Below are 22282 nucleotides of genomic sequence, written 5' to 3'. Positions count from 1 at the left end.
CGCATCATGGCTCTCCCGATCCGTCGCCGTCCCGGCGCCCGCGACACCGGTCCCGGCGTCTCCGGGCCGGCGCGCGTCGACCGCCGCACAAAGCGGCTCACCAAACGGCTGCAGCCCGGCGACATCGCCGTCATCGACCACGCCGACCTCGACAAGGTCAGTGCCGACGCCCTCGTCACGATCCGCCCGGCCGCGGTGGTCAACGCGAGCGCCTCCATCTCGGGGCGATACCCCAACCTCGGTCCCCAGATCCTCGTCGAGGCCGGCATCCCCGTGCTCGACGCCGCCGGACCCGAGGTCATGACCGTCACAGACGGCGAGCCCCTGCGACTCGACGGCTCCGACCTGTGGTCCGGCACGAGCAAGATCGCCACCGGAGCCCTGCTCGACGCCCCGGCCGTGCAGGCCCAGATGCACGACGCCCGCGCCGGGCTCGCGGTGCAGATCGAGGCCTTCGCGACGAACACGATGGAGTTCATCCGCAAGGAGCGTGACCTGCTGCTCGACGGAATCGGTGTCCCGCCCATCACGACCGAGATCGACGGACGGCACTGCCTCATCGTGGTGCGCGGCTACCACTACCGCGAGGACCTCGAGGCGCTCAAGCCCTACATCCGCGAGTACCGCCCCGTCCTCATCGGCGTCGACGGCGGCGCGGACGCGATCCTCGAGTCGGGCCACCGTCCCGACCTCATCGTGGGCGACATGGACTCCGTCTCCGACAAGGCCCTGCGCAGCGGGGCCGAGATCGTCGTTCACGCCTACCGCGACGGCCGTGCTCCGGGCCTGGCCCGCGTCGAGGCCCTCGGGATCGCCCCGGTCGTCTTCCCCGCGGCCGGCACGAGCGAGGACGTCGCGATGCTCCTCGCCGACGACTCGGGGGCCGAGCTGATCGTGGCCGTCGGCACCCACGTCACCCTCGTCGAGTTCCTCGACAAGGGCCGCGACGGGCAGGCCTCGACGTTCCTCACACGGCTGCGCGTCGGCGGCAAGCTCGTCGACGCCAAGGGCGTGAGCCAGCTCTATCGGGCCCGCATCCCCGGCCGGCTCCTCGTGACCATGCTGCTCGTCGGCATGCTCGCGTTCTTCGCCGCCCTCGCCTCCACACCGGCCGGGCAAGCCTGGCTGCAGGTCCTCGCCGCCCGCTGGGACGACCTCTGGACCGCCGTCGTTGGGATCTTCTCTTGATCGACTTCCGCTACCACCTCGTCTCGATCATCTCGGTGTTCCTCGCGCTCGCCGTGGGCATCGTGCTGGGTGCCGGCCCTCTTCAGGCCAACCTCGGCGACCAGCTGAGCGACCAGGTGGCCGCACTGCGCACCGAGAAGCAGGGCCTCAACGACAAGCTCACGACGAGCGAGAAGCTGGTCGACGCCTCCGACGAGTTCGCCACGGCTGTCCAGCCGCGAGTGGTCGGCGGACGCCTGACCGGCCACCGCGTCCTCGTGGTCGTGATGCCCTCCGCCGACGGCACCATGGTCAAGAACCTCGAGGAGGTCGTCCGTCAGAGCGGCGCCGCCCTCACCGGCACGGTGTCCATCGGGGCCGACTGGTTCGACGCCGGCCGGGCCACCGAACGTGACCAGGCCGGGCGCACCGGTGCCGCCGCCCTCGGGCTAGACTCCACGGCGACCGGCGACGCGCTCCTCACCGGCGTGTTCACGGCCCTGACCGTCTCGAAGACCCCGGTCGGCGCATCGCCCGCACGCTCGGCAGGGCTCAAGGCGCTCGTGGACGCCGGCCTGCTCGACTCGTCCGTGCCCGACCTGCCGAGCGCCGATATCGCGATCATCGTGTCCGGCGACTTCGCCGGCGACGACTCGACGGTCTCGACCCGGTCCGACGCCGTACGGTCGCTCGTCGAGGCCTTTGCGGCCTCGTCGCGGGCCACCGTCGTCGCGGGCGGCAGCACCGTCGCCGCGGCCGGTCAGGCCGTCACGTCCAACGCCGTCCAGGCGGTCCGAGAGAAGTCCGAGACGGCCAACGTCGCCGCCACGGTCGACCACGCCCGGTCGGGCGACGGCCCGGCTGCGGTCGTGCTGGCTGTCGAGGACGTGCTCGACGAGCGCATCGGTCACTACGGCGTCGACGCAGGTGCGACGGCCACCGTCCCGCGAGTGCGCCCGTGACCCCTGGGCGTCGTCGCGCCGAGCCCGGCGCCGGGCCGGCTGCTGCGCCGGCTGGTGCGCCGGCCCGCGCGTCCGTCCCGACGCCGCTGCGTACGTCTGTGGGCTCGATGGTGGGCTCGCTCACGGTTTCCGCGGTGACGTCCTGGGCGTTGTCTCGCCTGTGCCGCCGGCTGCCCGCCGGAGCGACCGAGCGCTGGGAACGCACCAACCATGCCGGCCTCCCCGTCACCCTGCTCGAGGGCCCGGCCTGGGTCGGCGGTGCCGTCGGGGGTGCGCTGGCCGGATCCCTGCTCGGCACGAGGGCCGCTGTCGCCGGTTCGGCGGGCAGCGTCGCCGTCGTGGCGCTCGCAGCGGGGGCGCTCGGCGCCCTCGACGACCTGACGGGCGGCGCCGACGACAAGGGCCTGAAGGGCCACCTCGGTGCGCTCTCGCGGGGTCAGGTGACCACAGGAGCGGTGAAGGTCGCCGGCCTCGCCGCAGCGGGCCTCGTGGGTGCTGCCATGGTCGACGCCCGGAGGCAGGTCCGTGGGGGTGTGCTCGCGACGCTGGTCGGCGGAGCCGTCGTCGCCGGCGCCGCCAACGCCGTCAACCTCTTCGACCTGCGCCCGGGCCGGGCGCTCAAGGTGACCGTGCTCGCCGGTCTGCCTGTTCTCGGGACGCTTCCGGGGGCGGTCGCCGTCGGGTCGTCGATCGGCGTCGTGCGTGAGGATCTCGCGGCGCGCTCGATGCTCGGCGACACCGGCGCCAACGCCGCCGGCGCCCTCGTCGGGTTGGCCGCGGTGGAGCGCACCGGTCTGCCGGGTCGCCTGGCACTGCTCGGCGGACTGGCCGCCCTGACGCTCGCGTCGGAACGCGTCAGCTTCACCCGGGTCATCCACGGCAACCCCGTGCTCCGTCGGCTCGACGAGTGGGGTCGGGGGAGCCGGTGACCGACGACGCTCCCTGGCGCAGGGGCCCTTCGCGAGGGGGGCTGCTCGCCGCCGCGGGCACGATCGCCGCACTCACACTCCTGGCGCGCGTCGTCGGCTTCGGCCGATGGTTCGCCTTCTCGCACTCCGTCGGCGCCACCTGCGTGGGCAGCGTCTACCAGTCGGTCAACGCCGTGCCCAACGTGCTGTTCGAGATCGCCGCGGGTGGGGTGCTCGCAGCCGTCGTCGTCCCGCTCGTCGCCGGAGCGCTCGCGCGGGGTGACCGCGCCCACGCCGACGAGACGGCCTCGGCGCTGCTCACCTGGGCGGTCGTCGTCCTCGTCCCCCTGGGCGCTGTCGTGGCCCTTGCGGCCCGTCCGGTCGCCTCGACGCTGCTCGGCACGGGCTGCCCGGGCGAGGTCGACCTCGGGGCCGGCCTGCTCCGGGTCTTCGCCGTGCAGATCCCGCTCTACGGGGTCGCGATCGTGCTCGCCGGCGTGCTCCAGTCGCACCGACGGTTCGTCGGCCCCGCCCTGGCACCACTGCTCTCGAGTGTCGTCGTCATCGGCGCCTACCTCGCCTACCGTGCGCTCGTGGCCGACCCTGCCGCTCCGATCAGTGACGTGCCGCAGGTCGCGACGGCCGCGCTCGGGGTCGGGACGACCCTCGGGGTCGTCGCCTTGGCCCTGCCGCTCGTGGCCCCGGTGCGGCGCGCCGGCATCCGGCTCCGACCGCGGCTGCGCTTTCCCGACGGGGTGGCCCGACGCGTGCGCACCCTGGCCATGGCGGGCCTGCTGGCGGTCGCCGGACAGCAGCTCGCGACGCTCGTCGTCATCCGACTCGCCAACGACCGGGGTGGCTCGGGCACGCTCAACGTCTACACCTACGCGCAGGCGGTGACGCTGCTCCCGTATGCCGTCCTAGCCGTGCCGCTCGCAACGGCGGCGTTCCCGTCCCTGGCCGGCGCTCACGCTGCGCGCCAGCAGACCGGAGTGCAGGCGCGGGAGCAGCCCGGACCGCCTTCCACACCGCAGGCCGGACCGCGGGCCGGAGTCGAGAGAAGCGAGGTGCGTGACGCGTCCGCCACCTTGCGCCGGGCGTGGCTCGCCACGGTCGTCGTCTCGTTGTTCGGCGCGGCTGCCCTCGTCGCGGTGGCCGTACCGGTGGGCGCCTTCTTCAGCGCGCTCGACGCCGGCTCGACCTCGGACGCCTCGCGCGCGACGCTCTCCGCGATGGGCGATGCGGTGAGTGCGTTCGCCCCCTCGGTCCTGGCTCTCGGCGTCATGGGGCTGCTCACCCGCGCGTCCTACGTTCGGGGCCGCGCCGTCCTCGCCGGCGGGCTGGCGGCGCTCGGCTGGCTCGCAACCGTCGTCCTGCCGCTGCTGGTCCTCGACCCCCAGGGTGCCGGCGGACCCGCGACGCTCCGTGCGCTTGCGGCGGGGTCGAGCCTGGGCCTGGCGCTCGGTGCCCTGTCGCTCGTCGGACTGGTGGCCCGCAGCTGGGGCTGGTCGTCGCTGCGGCTGCCCGTGCGACCCCTCACCGCGGCGGTCACCGGTTCGGTCGTCGCGGCCGCCATCGGCCGTGCAGTGAGCTCGTGGCTGTCAGCCCGGGGGATCGGCCACACACTCGGGTCGAGCCTTGCGGTCGGTGCCGGTGTCGGGGTGCTGGCGCTCGTCGCCATGGCCGGGGTGGCCCTGGCCGTCGACCCGGGCCTCGTGCAGCGGGTCCGACGCTCCCGCGCCGGCGCCGTCCCCGAGGAGGTGGCGTCGTGAGGGTGCTCATGGTCGTCGGCCGAGCCGCGGGAGGGGTCGGCGCCCACGTCGACGACCTCGTCGCGGGCCTGCGGGCCGAGGGTCAGGACGTCCAGGTGGTGACGGCCCCCGCGACGGCGGACACCTTCGGCTGGGTCGACGCGCGCCGCCTCTGGCCGGTCCGTTCCGGCGTGCGCGCGCCGCTGGGACTCCTTGACTGGCACCGCATCATGCGGCTGGCAGGCACGGTGGACGTCGTCCACGCCCACGGGCACCAGGCCGCGGTCGTGGCAGCAGTGGCCGTAGCCCGAGCGCGTCCGCGCCCGCGACTCGTGGTGTCGCTGCACAACGACCTGCCCCCCGCCACCGGCACCATCGGGTCCCGGCTGAAGGCCGGAGTCGCGCGCGGCGTCATCCGCTGGGCACTTCGTCGGGCCGACCTCGTCACGGGCGCCAGCGACGACCTTGTCGTGCTCGCCGAGTCGCTCGGTGCGCGCCGCGCGGTGCTCGCCCAGGTCGCTGCCGCGAACGTCTCCTGCCTGCTCGTCGCTGAGCGTCTCGCACCCGACGAGAGGGCACGACTGCTCACAGACGCAGGCGTACCGCCGGACCGGCCCGTCGTGCTCACCGTCTCGCGCATCGCCCCGCAGAAGGACCTCGCGACCCTCGTCGCCGCCTCCGGCCTGTCCGCAGCCGCGGCCTCCTGGGTCGTCGTCGGTGACGGTGACGCCACCCTGCTGAGGCGCCTCGAGGAGGAGGCAGACGGCATACGCGAGCAGGGCGGCGCCGCAGGGGCCGAGGCACGTGCGCGCGTCCACTTCGTCGGTGCCCGGAACGACGTGCCGAGCTGGCTGCGGGTGGCCGACGTGTTCGTCCTCACGAGCCGCTGGGAGGCGCGAGCCCTGGTCGTGCAGGAGGCCATGGCCGCCGGCGTGCCGGTCGTCGCGACCCGCACCGGCGGCCTGCCGGGTCTCGTCGAGGGGACGGGAGTGCTTGTGCCCGTTGGCGATCCGGCAGCCACTGCTGCAGGGGTCGACAGCCTCCTCGCCAACCCTGCCCAGAGGGCCAGGATGGGCGCCGCGGGCCGTGCGCTCGCGGCCTCCTGGGAGTCGCCGAGGGACGAGGCGCGCCGATGGGTGGACCGGTATGCCCGAGACCCCCGCGCTATGACGTAGACTTAAAGCCCGTGGTGGAAACGACGAAGCACATCTTTGTGACCGGGGGCGTGGCCTCCTCGCTCGGCAAGGGCCTGACGGCCTCCAGCCTCGGACGACTTCTCAGATCGCGTGGCCTCAGGGTCACAATGCAGAAGCTCGACCCTTACATCAATGTCGACCCAGGGACGATGAACCCGTTCCAGCACGGCGAGGTCTTCGTGACCGACGACGGGGCCGAGACCGACCTCGACATCGGTCACTACGAGCGATTCCTCGACGTGAACCTCGTCGGCAGCGCCAACGTGACGACCGGCCAGGTCTACAACAACGTCATCGCCAAGGAGCGCCGCGGCGAGTACCTCGGCGACACGGTGCAGGTGATCCCGCACATCACCAACGAGATCGTCTCGCGCATGCGTGCCCTGGCGACCGGTGGACCCGACGCGCCCGACGTCATCATCACCGAGATCGGTGGCACGGTCGGCGACATCGAGTCGCTGCCCTTCCTCGAGGCGGCCCGCCAGGTGCGCCACCTCATCGGCCGCGACAACAGCTTCTTCCTCCACGTCTCGCTCGTGCCGTACCTCGCGCCGAGCGGCGAGCTGAAGACCAAGCCGACCCAGCACTCGGTCGCCGCCCTGCGGCAGGTCGGTGTGCAGCCCGACGGCCTCGTGCTCCGCGCCGACCGCGACATCCCCGAGCCGATCAAGCGCAAGATCTCGCTCATGTGCGACGTCGACGTGACCGCGGTCGCGGCCTGCGTGGACGCGCCGAGCATCTACGACATCCCGAAGGTGCTGCACCGCGAGGGCCTCGACGCGTACGTCATCCGTCGCCTCGGGCTCAACTTCCGCGACGTCGACTGGACCGAGTGGGACCAGCTGCTCGAGCGGGTGCACGACCCCGAGCACGCCGTCGAGGTCGCCCTCGTCGGCAAGTACATCGACCTGCCCGACGCCTACCTCTCCGTCACCGAGGCGTTGCGCGCCGGAGGCTTCCACCACGACGCGAAGGTCAACATCCGCTGGGTCGCCAGCGACGAGTGCCAGACCGAGGCCGGTGCCCAGCGCGCCCTCGGCGGCGTGGACGCCGTGCTCGTCCCCGGCGGCTTCGGCGTACGCGGCATCGAGGGCAAGCTCGGCGCGCTGCGCTGGGCGCGAGAGAAGCAGGTTCCGACGCTCGGCATCTGCCTCGGCCTCCAGTGCATGGTGATCGAGTACGCCCGCACGGTCCTCGGCACCGACGGTGCGAGCTCGACCGAGTTCGACCCGCAGACCCCCCACCCCGTCATCGCGACGATGGAGGAGCAGAAGGCGTTCGTCGAGGGTGCCGGCGACCTCGGCGGCACCATGCGCCTCGGCCTCTACCCGGCGGCCCTCAAGGAGGGCAGCGTCATCCGCGAGGCCTACGGCCAGGCCGAGGTCAAGGAGCGTCACCGCCACCGCTACGAGGTCAACAACGCCTACCGCGCCGACCTCGAGGCGGCCGGGCTCGTCTTCTCGGGCACGTCTCCCGACGGCACGCTCGTCGAGTTCGTCGAGCTGCCCCGCGACGTGCACCCCTACTACGTGTCGACGCAGGCGCACCCGGAGTTCCTCTCGCGCCCGAACCGCGCGCACCCGCTCTTCGCGGGCCTCGTCGGTGCGGCGCTGGAGCGCCAGCGCAGCGAGCGTCTCGTGGAGGTCGAGCGGCACCGCGCCTCAGAGGCCGCCGACTCGGCCGGCTCCCGTGACGACGACGGCCAGCGCGACGAGCTCGCGTCGGTCGCCGCCGGAACGACCGACGCCGACTGACCTCCGGGGGAGCAGGTGAGTCTCGACGCGCCCATCGGCACCGGCGCCGACATCGTCGAGGAGTGGGCCGCCGAGCCCGTCCTCGAGTCCTCGACGCCCTTCGAGGGGATGATCTTCGACGTCGTGCGCGAGCGCGTCGACCTCGGCGCCGGTGGTGTGGTCACGCGTGACTTCGTGACGCACCCCGGCGCGGTCGCGGTGCTCGCCCTGCGTCAGGTCGCCGGTGTCGACCACGTGCTGCTCATCCGGCAGTACCGCCACGCGAGCGGCGGGCACGTCTGGGAGCTCCCGGCCGGGCTCCTCGACGTCGCGGGGGAGCCGCCCCGAGACGCGGCTGCCCGCGAGCTGGCGGAGGAGGTCGACCTCGTGGCCGACGAGTGGCACGTGCTCGCCGACGACGTCACGTCTCCCGGCGCCTTCCCCGAGACCGTACGCGTCTTCCTCGCCCGCGGCCTCAGCGACGTCCCCGAGGCAGACGCCCACCAGCGGACGGCGGAGGAGCTCACGCTGCGACCGCTCTGGGTGCCGTTCGACGACGCCGTGGACGCGGCCCTGACCGGGCGCATCAGCAACTCGGCCACGCTGGTCGGGCTGCTCAGCGCCGGTCTCTCTCGTGGCCGCGCCTGGTCGACCCTGCGACCCCACGACGCGCCCTGGCCGGCGCGCGAGGCCCAGGCAGCGGCCTCCTCCGCGGCCCGACCGTGAGCGGGTCGTCCATCGTCGGCTCGTCCTTCGGCGGTGGCGCCCCGTGCACCGGCCCTTGTCCGTGTGGCAGCGGCACGGCATACGCGGGCTGCTGCAGTCCGCTGCTCACCGGGGAGCGGGACGCCTCGACGGCCGAGGAGCTGATGCGATCGCGCTACACGGCATTCGCCACGGGTGACGTCGACCACCTCGTGCGCACGTGGCACCCGCGAACCCGTCCCGACGACCTGACCCTCGACCCGGCCACCAGGTGGACGGGCCTCACCGTCGTGCGGACCGAGCGGGGCACCGGCGACGACACCGACGGGGTGGTCGAGTTCGTCGCAGCCTTCGACGAGCGGTCAGACCAGCGGTCAGACCAGCGGTCAGCCGGCCTCGGCGACGGGACGGCCGCGGGCCGCCTGCACGAGATCAGCCGGTTCGTCAGACGGGCCGGCCGCTGGGTCTACGTCGACGGCGACCAGCGCTGACCGGTCGTCAGGCCGATCCGTGACAGCGGTCCGGGCCCCCCGCCTCAGCAGCGTGACCGCGACGCCGGCGAGCAGCACGAGGCCACCGGCGAGCTCGAGAGCGTGCGGTCGCTCGTCGTAGACGAGCGCGGCCGCCGCCATGCCGAACACCGGCACGAGCATCGCGAACGGCGTGACCTTCGCGACGGGGTGACGGCTGAGCAGCGTGTTCCAGATGCCGTAGCCGACCAGTGACGAGAGGTAGGCCGTGTAGGCGGTCGAGAGGACGGCCGACCACTGCACGTGGCCGATCGCATCGCCGATGGCTGTCGGCCCCTCGAAGACCAGGGAGAGGGCGAACGCTGGAACGGGCACGACGAGCCCGGACCAGACGGTGACGCCGAGCCCGGCGCCCGCGCCGGACAACGACCCGGCGCGGCGGGTCAGCACGTTGCCGACGGCCCAGGAGACGGCCGCCAGGACCAGCACGACGAGGGGGAGCAAGGGGGCGGTGAGCCCGCGGCCCGCCGCGATGGTCAGCAGCCCGGCGCCGCCGAGCGCGACCCCGATGCGCTGCGCCGGCGTCGGCTGCTCCCGGAGCCACGCCGCGGCGATGACGACGGTGAGCAGCACCTGCGTCTGGAGCACGAGCGACGCCAGGCCCGGCGGCATGCCGAGCTCGAGGGCGAGGTACATCAGGGCGAACTGGCCGAGGCTCGTGAAGAGGCCGATGAGGGCGAGGTCACGCCAGGGGAGTCCCGGCCGCCGCACGAAGAACACGGCAGGGACGCAGACGACGGCGAACCGCACCGCGAGGAAGAGCAGCGGCGGCACCGAGTCGAGGCCGGTTCGGATCGCCACGAAGTTCGTGCCCCAGATCAGGGCGACCAGGACGGCGAGGGCGGTGTCACGGCGGCGCATGGGCCCATCGTCCGCGACCATGACCGTTCACGTCCATCAAACTGTTGTTCGGCGAACTGTGTAGCATTGCTGCATGATCGACCCGGTCGCCCTGCGTTCCCTCGTCGCCGTCGAGGCCCACGGGTCGGTGGGTGCGGCCGCTGCCGCCCTCGACTACACGCCGAGCGCCGTCTCCCAGCAGATCAAGCGGCTCGAGGGCCAGACCGGCGTCCAGCTGCTCGAGCGCCAGGGGCGAGGGGTGCTGCTCACCGAGGCGGGCCGCACCCTCACCGAGTCGGCCCGCGACCTGCTCTCGCACATGGAGCGCCTCGAGTCGCGGTTGCACGGGGTCAGCGGCGAGGCCGTGGGCACGGTGCGCCTCGCGACGTTCGCGACGGCATACCGCGGCATCGTCGTCGGCGCGCTCGCGCGACTGCGCGAGCAGGCCCCAGGTGTCACCCTGCGACCGGACGAGATCGACCCGTGGGACGCCGTCGACGCGGTGGCGTCCGGCTCGCACGACCTCGCGCTCGTGCACAACTGGGAGCCCTTGCCGCTCGCGATCCCCGACCACCTCGAGGTGCGACACCTCGGGCGCGACCGGGCCGACGTCCTGGTGTCCGTCGGGCACCGCCTCGCGGGCTCGGCGAGCATCGGCGTCGGTGACGTGCTCGACGAGCAGTGGGCGAGCGTGGCGCCGGGATCGATCTGCCACCAGTGGCTGCAGAAGATGTACTTCGACGTGGGGCGCGCGCCCCGCATCGGTCACGTCGCACTGGAGTTCGCGACGCACGTGGCCCTCGTCGCCGGCGGCGAGGCGATCGCGCTCGTGCCCCGCCTCGGGCGGGGGCCTCTACCCGAAGGGGTCGTCGCCGTGCCGATCGTCGACCCCGTGTCGGAGCGGACGGTCAGCCTGGTCTGGAGACGGACCATGACCGACAGTCCAGCACTCGCCGCCGTCACGAAATCCCTTGCGGCAGAAGGATCCCGGGACCTCACCCTGATCTAGGTGCGCCTGTCGGCCTGCAGTCGCAGCCCTGCGAGGATGAGGTCGAGCCCTGCGCGGAACTGGTCGGCGTCGTCGTGCCCGGAGAACTCGTCGACGATGCGGTGCACGAACGGGAACTCGTCCGCCGGCAGGGCGCGCCAGGTGTCGGCGTACCGGCTGAGGTACTCGTCGCGCCCCACCTCGCCGGAGCGCACCACCTCGGGCGCCTGCTGCCCCATGTCGGCCGCGGTGCCGACCACGAAGCCGACGACGGCGGACACCGCGTGGAAGCTCTGGCGGGGGGTCAGGTCGAGCCGGAGCACCTGTTGGCCGAGCTTCTCGTAGAGGTGCAGGGCGTTGGGCTGCACGTCGGTGTCGCGCATGAAGTAGGCGCCGAGCCACGGGCGTTCGACGATCGCGTCGAACAACGTCGTCGCGATGGTGCGCAGGTCGTCGACCGGGTCGCCGTCGCCGACCTGCGCGACGTCGGCGAGGACGTCCTCCAGCACGTGGTCGGCGGCGCGGTCGAGCAGCTCGTCCTTGCCCGAGACGTACCAGTAGATGCTGGCGACGCCGCCCCCGAGCCGAGCCGCCAGGGCACGGAAGGTGAGGGCTTGCTCACCCGACGTGTCGAGCAGCGCCACCGCCTCGGAGAGCACTGCGTCGAGGGAGTGGGACGCCCGGCGGCGCTCGCGCGGTCGGTGCACGTCGCGCTGTCGCTGGGGGGCCATGCGCCCATCCCACCACATGCCGCCGGCGTCGTCTTGCATCAGATCGAACATCGTTCTATATTATCGAACTGTGTTCGAGAGTCGAACGCCGTTCGATGATCGGAGGCCCGCATGACCACCACCAGCCCCACCGCGCCTCGCACCTACCGTTCCCTCCGTGCCGCCTGGGTGCCCCTGGCCGCCCTGTGCCTCGCCTTCTTCGTCGAGATGGTCGACAACACGCTGCTGACGATCGCGCTGCCCACCATCGGCCGCGACCTCGGCAGCGGCACGACCGCCCTCCAGTGGGTCACCGGCGCCTACTCGCTCACGTTCGGCGGCCTGCTGCTCACGGCCGGCTCGGCGGCCGACCGGCTCGGCCGGCGACGTGTCCTGCTGTGGGGGCTGGCCGCCTTCGGGGTGATCAGCCTCGCGGTCGCCGCCGTCACGACCACGGGTGAGCTCGTTGCACTTCGCGCCGCGCTCGGGGTCGCCGCGGCGGCGATGGCGCCGATCACCAACTCGCTCGTCTTCCGGCTCTTCGACGACCAGGCCCTGCGCATGCGAGCGATGACCGTCATGATCGTCGTCGGCATGGCCGGGTTCGTCCTCGGCCCACTGCTCGGCGGCACCGCCCTCGCCCACGTGCGATGGGAGTGGCTGCTGCTCGTCAACGCGCCGATCGCCCTCCTCGCGTGGGTGGGGATCCGCCTCGGCGTCCCCGCCGACCGGTCGGAGGACCTCACGCACGACCGGCTCGACCTGCCCGGAGCGGCGCTCAGCATCACCGCGATCGGCCTGGGCTGCTACGCCCTCACGAGTGGAGTCGAGCACGGCTGGCTGTCGGCCTGGACCATCGCCTCCGTCGTCGGAGCCGGCGTCGCGCTGCTCGCGTTCATCGGCCACGAGCGCCGCTCCGCGTCGCCGATGCTCGACCTCCGGCTCTTCGCGCGGGGCACCGTGCGGGGCGCGGCGATCGCGCAGGTCGGCACGTCGATCGCCATGGCCGGGGTGATGTTCGGGCTGATCCTGCACTTCCAGTACGCGTACGGCTGGAGCCCGGTGCGCGCGGGCCTGGCGAACCTCCCGCTCATCGCGACGATGGTCCTCGCGACCCCGGTCTCCGAGTGGCTGGCCAGGCGCTTCGGGCACCGGGTCGCCTGCCTTGTCGGTGCGGCTCTCCTCGCGCTCTCGCTGGCCGGGCTCGCCTGGGGCGTCGACCACGGCTACCCGGCGATCGCCGCCGCCATGGTCGTGATGACCCTCGGCCTGCGCAGCGTGATGACCATCTGCGCGGTGGCCCTCGTCGAGGCGATGCCGGAGAACCGGACGTCGATCGGGGCCGCGCTCAACGACACCGCCCAGGAGGTCGGCACGAGCGTCGGCACTGCCGTCGTCGGGACCCTCATCGCCGTGCTCGTGACGACGCAGCTGCCGAGCGGCACCTGGAGCCAGGCCCTCGTCGAGTCGTTCTTCCACGGCGAGCGGATCACGTATGCCGTCCTGGCCGTCGTCGTCGGCATCGTGTCCGCCTGGGGCGCGCTCTCGCTCACCGACAGCCACACCGTCGACGAGCACGCGGCCGAGGGCGAGGCCGAGACGCCCGCGGCGGAGGGCGCCCTCACGGTGGTCCGCCAGGGTGAGGCCGCCCTGCCGCGCTGACGCCTAGGCGGCCGGTGCTGCGTCACCGCCGAGGACCACGAGCTGCTGCGTGGCACGGGTCATCGCGACGTAGTGGTCGACGGCGCCCTCGATCCCCGACCCGAACGACCCGGGCTCGACGAGCACCACGAGGTCGAACTCGAGGCCCTTGGACAGCTCGGGGGTGAGGGACTGCACCCGGGGCCGAGGCACGAACGAAGAGTCGCCGATGACGCAGGCCACGCCGTCGTCGTGATCGGCGAGCCATCTCTCGACGACGGCCTCGAGGTCCGTGCGAGACCCGTGCACGACGGGCACGCCGCTCCGGCGGATCGAGATGGGGACGTTCGCGTCGGGAAGAGCCGTCCGGATGACCGGCTCGGCCTCGGCCATGACCTCCTCGGGGGTGCGGTAGTTGATGCTCAGCGAGCTCAACGTGACGCGGTCGAGCCCGACGCGGGCGAGCCGCTGCTCCCACGACTCCGTGAAGCCGTGCCGTGCCTGCGCCCGGTCCCCGACGATGGTCAGGCTGCGCGACGGGCACCGCGCGAGGAGCATCTGCCACTCGGCGTCGGTCAGCTCCTGGGCCTCGTCGACGACGACGTGCGCGAACGGGCCGGCGAGCAGGTCGGCATCGGCACCGGTGTCGTCCGTGTCGTCGAGCGCCCCTTGCAGGTCCGCGCCCCGCAGCATCGACATGAGGTGCATCTCCGAGTCGTCGGCCGCGATGAGGTGCTCGACGACCTTGGCCATCTCCTCGCGGTCGGCGGCCACCGCGGCCTCGCGCCGCCGGCGCCGGTCGGAGGCMTCGGGGTCGCCGAGCCGGTGGCGCGCAGCGTCGAGCAGCGGAAGGTCGGACCGCGTCCACGCCGTCGCGTCGGCCCGCTGGAGCGCACGGACCTGCTCGACCGTGAGCGACGGGGCACACCGGCGCAGGTAGGCCGGGACCGACCACAGGTCGCCGACGAGGTCGGTGGCCTCGAGCATCGGCCACGCCCGGGCGAGGGCTGCGCGGAGGTCGCGGTCGCGCTCGACGGCCGCGCGGATCATCTCGGGCGCGGCCTCCTCGTCGTCGTGCCGGTCGACGACGATCGACACGAGCTCGTCCCAGATCACGTCGCGCGCCTCGTTGTGCGGGGTGCCGGGCGAAGGCGCCTCGAACGCCGCGGCCCAGTCGTCGGGTCCGAGCCACACGTCGTCCCACGGGGTCGAGACCTCGACGCGCTCGGTCGGCGGCTCCTCGTAGAGCCTGACCGCCGGTTCGATGGCCCGGACCAGCTCGATCGAAGCCTTGAGCCGGGCGACCTCCGGGTCGGTCTCGTCGGGCGCCGAGGCGCCCTCGGGCACGAGGTCGCGGAGCGTGCAGGTCTGCACTCCCTCCTCGCCGAGGCTCGGCAGCACGTCGGAGACGTAGGCGAGGTACGGCTGGTGGGGGCCGACGAAGAGCACCCCGCCGCGGCGGTGCCCGAGGCGGGGGTCGGAGTACAGCAGGTATGCCGTCCGGTGCAGGGCCACGACCGTCTTGCCCGTGCCGGGACCGCCGTCCACGACGAGCGGGCCGCGGGAGCCGGCGCGCACGATGGCGTCCTGGTCGGCCTGGATGGTGCCGAGCACGTCTCGCATGCGGGCGGACCGGTTGGCGCCGAGGCTGGCGATGAACGCGGACTGGTCGTCGAGGGCAGCGTGGTGGTCGATGCCGTCCTCGACGAACACCTCGTCCCAGTAGTCGCCGACGCGTCCCCGGGTCCACCGGTAGCGCCGCCGGTTGGCCAGACCCATCGGGTTGCCGTGCGTGGCGCCGAAGAACGGTTCGGCGGCGGGGGAGCGCCAGTCGACGAGCAGGCGCCGGCCCTCCTCGTCGGTCAGGCCGAACCGGCCCACGTAGACCGGTTCGGGGTCGTCCGCCGCGACCATGCGGCCCAGGGTGAGGTCGATCCCGTAGCGGCGCAGGGCCCGCAGGCGTGCGGTCAGCCGGTGCACCTCCTGGTCGCGCTCGAGGGCGGTCTGGCCGTGTCCTGCCGGCGCACGGCGCACGGCGTCGAGGCGGTCGGAGAGCTCGGTGATCGTCTGGTCCAGGCTCCTCGCGATGGCGGCGAAGTGCTCATCGTCGCCGGCGATGAGGGCGGGGTCGGCCTTGTGGGAGAGGTGGGCGGGCAGGTCGAAGGCATCGGTGGTCAGTGGTGTCACGTCTGGTGTCACGTGGGCTCCGCTCGGGTGTCGCGACCAGGGTGGACCGTGATTCTCGGCCACGACCGGGGCCTTGCCGCAAGACCCCCTGTGCGCTATACGTTGGAAGTGGAGGGACGTGGTCCCTCCTTCTCCATGTCTGCCGCGCGTGATGCGGCATACGCCTCCTGGCGGGCCGAGGGCCGGTCGAGGCGGAAGCGGCCACGGAGCCGGCTGACGGGTTGTTCGACGAGCACCCACGACAGCCACGACACGAGCACGGCCGCGGCGATGAGCACGAGGTTGCGGGGCGTCGAGTGCTCACCGAGCAGCCGGCTGTTGATGAAGGTCTGGTGCCAGAGGTAGAGCGCGTAGCTGACCGTGCCGAAGAAGACCATGACCCGTGAGCCCACGAGCCGGGACCGGCCTGTCGCTGCGGCATACACGAGCCACACCCCGATGAGGGCGTACACGGCGCCGAGTGGCCGGAAGAGCGGGTGGTCGACCTCGAGCCCGCGACCGGGGAACGACGAGACCGCGACCATCACGATGAAGGGGACGGCCGGGCTCGTCGTGGGCAGCTGCCAACCACGGCGCCGCACCCCCGTGAGCACGAAGGCCAGCGCGACGCCGAGCAGCAGGGCGAACGCGTTCGTCTCGGTCGAGATGTCGAGACGGGCCTCGCTTCCCTGCGTCCACACCGAGTAGAACGTCGCGACCGCGGCCAGCGCGAGGACGACGGCGAGGGCACGCGAGCGCAGCCAGGTCATCAGTGCGATGAAGACCGCGGGCCACACGACGTAGAACTGCTCCTCCACCGAGAGCGACCACAGGTGGTTGAGGACCCCGAGGTCGGTGCCCGCGATGCGCACCCAGTTGCCGACGTAGAAGAGCGACGCGAGCGCCGCGACGGGGTAGTCGGTGAGGCGTTCGTCGCCCGTGGCCAGCAGCAGCGGCGGCACGAGCAGCAGGAGCAGCAGCAGGGCCGGCAGGAGGCGCAGCGCGCGACGGCCCCAGAAGCGCCAGAGGCTGATCGACCCCCACCGGTCCCACTCGCGCAGCAGCAGGCTGGTGATGAGGTAGCCGGACAGGACGAAGAAGAGCGTCACGCCCGACAGGCCACCCCAGCGCACCGGCAGGCCGGAGTGCGCTGCGACGACGAGGAGGATCGCGAGCCCTCGGACGCCGTCGAGGTCGCGGCTTCGGCTGTGCTGCACGCGGACAAGGCTAGGGGTGGACCCGGTCTAGGATGAAACCTCGGTGCCGCACGCCGACCGCGTGCGAGGTCACCAGAACGCCAGCGGCCCCACGCGTCGCACCCCCCACCCGTCCTCGGAAGGATCCTCCGTGCTCCGCACTCACGAGGCCGGCACGCTCCGTGCCGGCAGCCATGGTCATGTCGGCCAGTCAGTTGTCTTGACCGGGTGGGTGGCCCGACGCCGCGACCACGGCGGGGTCGCGTTCATGGACCTCCGGGACGCCTCCGGAGTGGTCCAGGTCGTCGCGCGCGACGAGGTGCTCGCCGAGGGCGGTGCCCACGACGTGCGCAACGAGTACTGCATCAAGGTGACCGGCGAGGTGCGTGAGCGTCCCGAAGGCAACGCCAACCCCGACCTGCCGACGGGTGACGTCGAGGTGATCGTCAGCGAGCTCGAGGTGCTCAACCCGGCCGCGCCGCTGCCGTTCCAGATCGACGAGCGCGTCACGGTCGGCGAGGAGGCCCGCCTCAAGCACCGCTACCTCGACCTGCGCCGCCCCGGCGCCAGCTCGGCCGGGTCGGCGATCCGCCTGCGCTCGAAGGTCAACGCGGCCGCCCGCACGGTGCTCGGCGCGCGCGACTTCGTCGAGATCGAGACCCCGACCCTCACCCGCTCGACGCCCGAAGGGGCCCGCGACTTCCTCGTGCCGGCACGCCTCGCGCCGGGTTCCTGGTACGCCCTGCCGCAGAGCCCGCAGCTGTTCAAGCAGCTGCTGATGGTCGCCGGCATGGAGCGCTACTACCAGATCGCGCGCTGCTACCGCGACGAGGACTTCCGCGCCGACCGCCAGCCGGAGTTCACCCAGCTCGACATCGAGATGAGCTTCGTCGAACAGGCCGACGTCATCGAGCTCGGCGAGGCGATCGTCCGTGAGATCTGGTCGCTCATCGGCGTCGACCTGACCACGCCGTTCCTGCAGATGACGTATGCCGAGGCGATGGCGCGCTACGGCTCCGACAAGCCCGACCTGCGCTTCGGCAACGAGCTCGTCGAGTGCACCGACTTCTTCACGGACACGACGTTCCGGGTCTTCCAGGCCGAGTACGTCGGCGCCGTCGTCATGCCGGGCGGGGCGAGCCAGCCGCGCAAGCAGCTCGACGGCTGGCAGGAGTGGGCCAAGCAGCGCGGTGCGCGGGGCCTCGCGTACGTCCTCGTCCAGGAGGACGGCGAGCTCGGCGGTCCCGTCGCGAAGAACCTCACCGACGCCGAGCGGGCGGGTCTGGCGGCGCACGTCGGCGCCCAGCCCGGCGACTGCATCTTCTTCGCGGCCGGCGCGACCAAGGCGAGCCGGGCCCTGCTCGGTGCGGCCCGTCTCGAGATCGGCCGGCGCTGCGACCTCATCGACGAGAAGGCCTGGAGCTTCCTCTGGGTGCTCGACGCGCCGCTCTTCGAGCCGGCCGCCGACGCCACGGCTTCGGGTGACGTCGCCCTCGGCTACAGCGCCTGGACCGCCGTGCACCACGCCTTCACGTCACCGAAGAAGGAGTTCGAGGACACCTTCGACACCGACCCCGGATCGGCGCTCGCCTACGCGTACGACATGGTCTGCAACGGCAACGAGATCGGTGGCGGCTCGATCCGTATCCACCGCCGCGACGTGCAGGAGCGCGTCTTCCGCGTCATGGGCATCTCCGACGAGGAGGCCCAGGAGAAGTTCGGCTTCCTCCTCGATGCCTTCCAGTTCGGTGCGCCGCCGCACGGCGGCATCGCGTTCGGCTGGGACCGCATCGTCTCGCTGCTCGCCGGCACCGACTCGATCCGCGACGTCATCGCCTTCCCGAAGTCCGGTGGCGGCTACGACCCGCTGACCGCCGCGCCGGCCCCGATCACGGCGGCCCAGCGCAAGGAGGCCGGGGTCGACGCGAAGCCCGCCGAGAAGGCGGCCACGCCGAGCGCCTGACCGGCGCACCTCGACGAGGGCCACCGCCCGCGTACGTCCGGATGCCGCTCACCCAACCGGGTGGGCGGCATCCGTGCGTACCACGGCGTCTCAGGCGTCGTCCGGCCGCGGACCGGTGAAGGCGTGCGCGCGCGCTCCGTCGACCGTGGTCACCGTGCGTTCCGCCCAGAAGCACAGCAGGTCGCGCACCGGCTCGGCCTCGCGCAGCGGGTTGCGGTAGCACCAGGCGATGTCGCGGCCGTTCTCACCCTCGGCGCTGAGGTAGGACGCGTGACCCTTGTAGGCGCACGTCGTCCTCGTGTCGCTCGGGGCCAGCAGCTCGGTGCGCACGTCGTGGGTCGGCAGGTACCACCGGGTCGGCAGCCCGGTCTCGAAGAGGGCCACCGGACGCCGTGACCGGGCGAGCTCGACGCCGTCCAGCTCGACCCGCACCTCCCGCGTGCTGTGCAGCACGTCGATGCGGGAGAAGGGGTCGTGCGGGTGGCCGATGACCGGCTCGTCCTCCTCGAGCCAGTCGAACTCGCCGAACGGCAGCAGCACGTGGCCGTCGACGCCGTCGCCCTCGAAGACCGCGGCACCCTGGGGCAGCTCGTCGCCGAGAGAGCTTCGGGGCACGGCGTACTGGGGGACGACATGGCGTGGCAGCCACACCACCAGCGCCTCGGTCGTGTCGCAGACGAGGGCCCCTTCGCGGCTGGCCCGGAGCCTCTTGGCGGTGGCGGCGTAGCGGAGCTGTTCGCGCTGCACGTGTTGCTGGGATCGCAGGTCGATCGTCATCTCCCCAGCATCCCCGGCGCGCGTCGACGGCGACAAGACCGCAGACGTGCCGTGGGGCGCGCTCAAGGGTCGACGACCACCGGGCGGCTCGACCAGGCACAGACCTGCTGGTAGCCCAGAGCGAGGTAGAGGCGGCGGCCCACGTCGTTGTGGGAGTACATCCCGAGGGTGCACACGCCGGTCTCTGCAACGGCAAGGCGGGTGAGCGCGCCGACGATCGTCCGTCCGAGGCCGCGCCCTCGCTCGCGCGCGTCGACCGCGACCGACGAGAGGTGCGGCGCGCCGGCGCGGGTGGTGCCCCAGGCCGTCACGGCGACGAGCCGGTCGGGCCTGCCTCCTCCGGCGGGCCCTTCCACGGCGAACCACCGCTCACCGCCGCCGGGCTCGGTGTCGGCCGTGGGCGAGTGCTCCTCGAGGAACGCTCGCACCTCGTCGGACCGGGCGACGTCGTCGAGCGGGAGCACGAGGTCGTGTGAGGGGTCGGCACGTGGCGGCGTCGTCGTATGGAACCACTCCCAGTCGCCGCCCTCGAACACTCGGTAGCGCTCGCGCAGGAGAGGCTCGAGATGCTGGGGAACGCTGACGGAGAAGGCTTTTCGCTGCGGGTCGATCTCGTCGGCGATCTGCGGGAGCGCATCGAGGAGGGTGGCGACGCCACGCTCGTCGCCCATCACGTTGACGGTTCGGCGAGTGGCCTTGCGGGTGCGTTGGAAGGCGACTGCGCCGGACGTGGTCCACCACGTGTCGGCGAGCTCCTCGGTGACCTCCCACCGGACGAAGGGGTTGTCGCCGGTCCACCGGAGCAGGCCCGCCAGCCCGTGCCCGGCGCGCACCCCGGTCACTCCGTGATGCCGAACCGGTCGTGCAGTCGGCGCAACGGCGCGGGAGCCCACCAGTTCCACCGTCCGAGGAGGGTCATGGTGGCCGGCACCAGCAGCATCCGCACGAGGGTCGCGTCGATGGCGACCGCCGCGACGAGGGCCAGACCCATCTGCTTGATGATGAGGATGTCACCGGCCACGAAGCCCGCGAAGACGATGACGATGAGCAGCGCGGCGGAGGTGATGATCCGACCGGTGCGCTGCAGCCCCAGCGAGACGGCCCGGTCGTTGCCGGCTCCGTGGCGGTGGAACTCCACGATGCGCGAGAGCAGGAAGACCTCGTAGTCCATCGACAGTCCGAAGCCGAACGCCAGCACGAGGAAGGGCACCATCGACTCGACGGCCCCGACCGACGTGAAGCCGAGCAGGCCCTCGAGGTGCCCCTCCTGGAAGATCCACACCACGACGCCGAGGGCGGCGCCGAGCGAGATGAGGTTGAGCAGCAGGGCCTTGACCGGCACGACGACCGAGCCGGTCATGAGGAAGAGCAGCACGAAGGTGCCGAGCGCGACGAGCCCGACGGCATACGGGGCGCGGGCCGACATGGACTCGAGGAAGTCGATCTGGCCGGCCGCCTGCCCCGTCGTCAGCGTCTCGAACGGGGCCGGGCTGTCGCGCACCGCGGCGACCAGCTCCTGCGCCTGGTCGGAGGTGGGTCCGCCCGCCATGCGCACGTCGACGCGCTGGTGGGTGCTGCCGAGGGGCTGGACGGTGATGCTCTCGACGCCGGGGGCCGTGCGGAACCCATCGGCCCACGCCGTCACGGCGCTCCGGTCGGACGACGCTGCGACCACGGTGACCTCCGGTGCGGTGAGCGCGGGGTAGTCGCGTGCAAGGTCCTCGAAGAACACGCGTTGGTCGGCGCCCTTCGGCAGCAGCTCCGTTCCCGAAGAGGTGAGGCGCATCGACAGCGTCGGCAGCGCCAGGGTCACCAGCACGACGACGACTGCAGCGATGACGAGGATGGGGCGTCGCTGCACCATGTGGGCGAGACGGGAGAAGAGACCGACATCGGACGGCCGCTCGATCGCCTTGCGCGAGAGGCGTTTTGCGCCGAGGACGCACAGAGCGGGGACCAGCGTGATCGCGACGACCATGGCGACGAGGACGATGGAGACGCCGGCGACGCCGATGGCGCGCATGATCGAGGCCTCGAAGGTCAGGAGGCCGGCGAGCGCGATCGCGACCGTCAGCCCCGAGAACAGGACGGTCCGCCCGGCGGTCGCCACGGTGCGCTCGGTGGCATGCGCCACCTCCTCGCGCGTCGGCACGTCGTGCTCGCGGTGTGCGAGCTCCTCGCGGAACCGGCTGACGGTGAGCAGCCCGTAGTCGATGGAGAGTCCGAGGCCGAGGAGCGTCACGATGTTGACGACCGTCGCGTCGAGCTCGACCGCGTGGGAGAAGCCGAAGAGGGAGAGCAGCCCTCCGCCGATCGCCACGACCGCTCCGATGATCGGCATGCCGGCCGCGATGAAGCCACCGAACACGAAGACCATCACGAGGAACGTCAGGGGCAGGGCGATGCCCTCGCCACGCAGCAGGTCACGCTCGACCGTGCTGGTGATGGCGGTGATCACCTTGTTCGAGCTGCCCAGCTGGCCGGTCGCGTCCATCGCCTCGGGCACCGCCAGCAGTGCCTTCTCGGCGGCCGCCTCGGCGGTGTCCTGGGCCTTTCGGTCGAGTCCGGGCTCGAAGTCGACGACCGTGACGAAGCCGCCCGCCCTGGGGGAGCCGCCCTTGAGGAGCGGCGCCACCGACAGGTCGGCGACGCCGCCGGGCGCCAGCAGCGGCGAGCGCATGTTCTTGACCCCCGGGACCCCGGCGACGGCGCGGGTGCGCTCGACCCCGGCCGCAATGAGCTTCGGGTCGCCGAGATCCGCGCCCGACACCTGCATGGTCAGCGTCTGCAACGTCGGACTGCTCTCGGCGATGACGTCCTGGGCGCGCGAGGCCTCGGAGTCGACGGTCGGGGCGCCCGAGTGGAGGCGTTCGAAGAGGGACTCGCCCGTGACGCCGCCCACGGCCACGGCGAAGCACGTGACGGCGACGACGACCCACGCCAGCACCCACGAGCGTGGGTGCCGGGCGACGAGCGCTCCGAGGCGGCCGAGCCGGGTGGTCGGACCCGGGCCGGGAGGAGAGGGTTTCAGCACGCGGATAGCCTTCCA

General features: G+C 72.5%; 18 protein-coding genes. 11 read left to right on the top strand and 7 right to left on the bottom strand.

Annotated features, from left to right (window positions below; translation table 11 throughout):
• Positions 1 to 6 precede the first annotated feature (6 nt).
• The 8 genes from steA to AC1DE0_RS14525 are packed head-to-tail and all read left to right on the top strand — an operon-like array spanning position 7 to position 8913.
• Complete coding sequence (gene steA, locus AC1DE0_RS14560; RefSeq protein ID WP_478101733.1) at positions 7 to 1188, top strand: putative cytokinetic ring protein SteA; 1182 nt, start codon at positions 7 to 9, stop codon at positions 1186 to 1188.
• Complete coding sequence (locus tag AC1DE0_RS14555) at positions 1185 to 2129, top strand: copper transporter (RefSeq protein ID WP_478101731.1); 945 nt, start codon at positions 1185 to 1187, stop codon at positions 2127 to 2129. The genes steA and AC1DE0_RS14555 overlap by 4 nt, the downstream gene beginning before the upstream one ends.
• Positions 2126 to 3058: a hypothetical protein gene (locus AC1DE0_RS14550; protein ID WP_478101729.1), complete on the top strand. Its 933-nt coding sequence runs from the start codon at positions 2126 to 2128 to the stop codon at positions 3056 to 3058. The genes AC1DE0_RS14555 and AC1DE0_RS14550 overlap by 4 nt, the downstream gene beginning before the upstream one ends.
• Entirely contained in the window at positions 3055 to 4809 is a 1755-nt protein-coding gene (gene murJ / locus AC1DE0_RS14545; protein ID WP_478101727.1) for a murein biosynthesis integral membrane protein MurJ, read from the top strand. The genes AC1DE0_RS14550 and murJ overlap by 4 nt, the downstream gene beginning before the upstream one ends.
• Positions 4806 to 5963, top strand: a complete 1158-nt coding sequence (locus AC1DE0_RS14540) for a glycosyltransferase family 4 protein (RefSeq protein WP_478101725.1) — start codon at positions 4806 to 4808, stop codon at positions 5961 to 5963. The genes murJ and AC1DE0_RS14540 overlap by 4 nt, the downstream gene beginning before the upstream one ends.
• An 11-nt stretch (positions 5964 to 5974) precedes the next feature.
• The gene (locus AC1DE0_RS14535; RefSeq protein WP_478101723.1) at positions 5975 to 7738 is read left to right on the top strand and encodes a CTP synthase; all 1764 of its coding nucleotides are present in this window, start codon (positions 5975 to 5977) and stop codon (positions 7736 to 7738) included.
• A 15-nt stretch (positions 7739 to 7753) separates the two neighbouring features.
• Positions 7754 to 8443, top strand: coding sequence for an NUDIX domain-containing protein (locus tag AC1DE0_RS14530; RefSeq protein WP_478101721.1), 690 nt, complete (start codon positions 7754 to 7756; stop codon positions 8441 to 8443).
• A complete protein-coding gene (locus tag AC1DE0_RS14525) occupies positions 8440 to 8913 on the top strand; it encodes a YchJ family protein (RefSeq protein ID WP_478101719.1) in 474 nt (157 codons plus the stop codon). Before AC1DE0_RS14530 ends, AC1DE0_RS14525 begins: the two co-directional genes overlap by 4 nt.
• On the opposite strand, the gene AC1DE0_RS14520 is transcribed toward AC1DE0_RS14525, so the two are convergent.
• Positions 8809 to 9813 (bottom strand): EamA family transporter, encoded by a 1005-nt coding sequence (locus tag AC1DE0_RS14520; protein WP_478101717.1) that lies wholly within the window; start codon positions 9811 to 9813, stop codon positions 8809 to 8811. The genes AC1DE0_RS14525 and AC1DE0_RS14520 overlap by 105 nt on opposite strands.
• Before the next feature lie 73 nt (positions 9814 to 9886).
• Here AC1DE0_RS14520 and AC1DE0_RS14515 point away from each other — a divergent pair, with 73 nt between their 5' ends.
• Complete coding sequence (locus tag AC1DE0_RS14515; protein WP_478101715.1) at positions 9887 to 10801, top strand: LysR family transcriptional regulator; 915 nt, start codon at positions 9887 to 9889, stop codon at positions 10799 to 10801.
• Here the strand turns inward: AC1DE0_RS14515 and AC1DE0_RS14510 are convergent.
• Complete coding sequence (locus AC1DE0_RS14510) at positions 10798 to 11511, bottom strand: TetR/AcrR family transcriptional regulator (RefSeq protein ID WP_478101712.1); 714 nt, start codon at positions 11509 to 11511, stop codon at positions 10798 to 10800. The two genes, AC1DE0_RS14515 and AC1DE0_RS14510, sit on opposite strands and share 4 nt — an antisense overlap.
• Before the next feature lie 111 nt (positions 11512 to 11622).
• Here AC1DE0_RS14510 and AC1DE0_RS14505 point away from each other — a divergent pair, with 111 nt between their 5' ends.
• Positions 11623 to 13152, top strand: a complete 1530-nt coding sequence (locus AC1DE0_RS14505; RefSeq protein WP_478101709.1) for an MFS transporter — start codon at positions 11623 to 11625, stop codon at positions 13150 to 13152.
• A 3-nt stretch (positions 13153 to 13155) separates the two neighbouring features.
• Here the strand turns inward: AC1DE0_RS14505 and helR are convergent, their stop codons facing one another.
• Together helR and AC1DE0_RS14495 are read right to left on the bottom strand one after the other, a co-directional pair.
• Positions 13156 to 15318 (bottom strand): RNA polymerase recycling motor ATPase HelR, encoded by a 2163-nt coding sequence (gene helR, locus AC1DE0_RS14500; RefSeq protein ID WP_478101771.1) that lies wholly within the window; start codon positions 15316 to 15318, stop codon positions 13156 to 13158.
• A 95-nt stretch (positions 15319 to 15413) separates the two neighbouring features.
• Positions 15414 to 16514: an acyltransferase family protein gene (locus AC1DE0_RS14495; protein ID WP_478101708.1), complete on the bottom strand. Its 1101-nt coding sequence runs from the start codon at positions 16512 to 16514 to the stop codon at positions 15414 to 15416.
• Between the two features lie 130 nt (positions 16515 to 16644).
• Here AC1DE0_RS14495 and aspS point away from each other — a divergent pair, with 130 nt between their 5' ends.
• Complete coding sequence (gene aspS, locus AC1DE0_RS14490; protein ID WP_478101706.1) at positions 16645 to 18456, top strand: aspartate--tRNA ligase; 1812 nt, start codon at positions 16645 to 16647, stop codon at positions 18454 to 18456.
• Between the two features lie 90 nt (positions 18457 to 18546).
• On the opposite strand, the gene AC1DE0_RS14485 is transcribed toward aspS, so the two are convergent.
• The 3 genes from AC1DE0_RS14485 to AC1DE0_RS14475 form a co-directional block, all read right to left on the bottom strand.
• Entirely contained in the window at positions 18547 to 19233 is a 687-nt protein-coding gene (locus tag AC1DE0_RS14485) for a DUF427 domain-containing protein (protein ID WP_478101704.1), read from the bottom strand.
• A gap of 62 nt (positions 19234 to 19295) precedes the next feature.
• On the bottom strand, positions 19296 to 20075 hold the full coding sequence (locus tag AC1DE0_RS14480; protein WP_478101700.1) for a GNAT family N-acetyltransferase: 780 nt from the start codon (positions 20073 to 20075) through the stop codon (positions 19296 to 19298).
• Positions 20072 to 22267 (bottom strand): MMPL family transporter, encoded by a 2196-nt coding sequence (locus AC1DE0_RS14475; RefSeq protein ID WP_478101698.1) that lies wholly within the window; start codon positions 22265 to 22267, stop codon positions 20072 to 20074. Before AC1DE0_RS14475 ends, AC1DE0_RS14480 begins: the two co-directional genes overlap by 4 nt.
• Positions 22268 to 22282 lie beyond the last annotated feature (15 nt).

The sequence above is a fragment of the Terrabacter sp. 05T424 genome (assembly GCF_056396225.1).
This window is presented reverse-complemented; position numbering and strand designations above follow the sequence as displayed.

Bases quoted from the DNA above. Each gene is read 5' to 3' on its own strand.
- steA (WP_478101733.1), top strand. From the start codon at position 7: ATGGCTCTCCCGATCCGTCGCCGTCCCGGCGCCCGCGACACCGGTCCC.
- AC1DE0_RS14520 (WP_478101717.1), bottom strand. From the start codon at position 9,813: ATGCGCCGCCGTGACACCGCCCTCGCCGTCCTGGTCGCCCTGATCTGG.
- AC1DE0_RS14515 (WP_478101715.1), top strand. From the start codon at position 9,887: ATGATCGACCCGGTCGCCCTGCGTTCCCTCGTCGCCGTCGAGGCCCAC.
- AC1DE0_RS14510 (WP_478101712.1), bottom strand. From the start codon at position 11,511: ATGGCCCCCCAGCGACAGCGCGACGTGCACCGACCGCGCGAGCGCCGC.
- AC1DE0_RS14505 (WP_478101709.1), top strand. From the start codon at position 11,623: ATGACCACCACCAGCCCCACCGCGCCTCGCACCTACCGTTCCCTCCGT.
- AC1DE0_RS14485 (WP_478101704.1), bottom strand. From the start codon at position 19,233: ATGACGATCGACCTGCGATCCCAGCAACACGTGCAGCGCGAACAGCTC.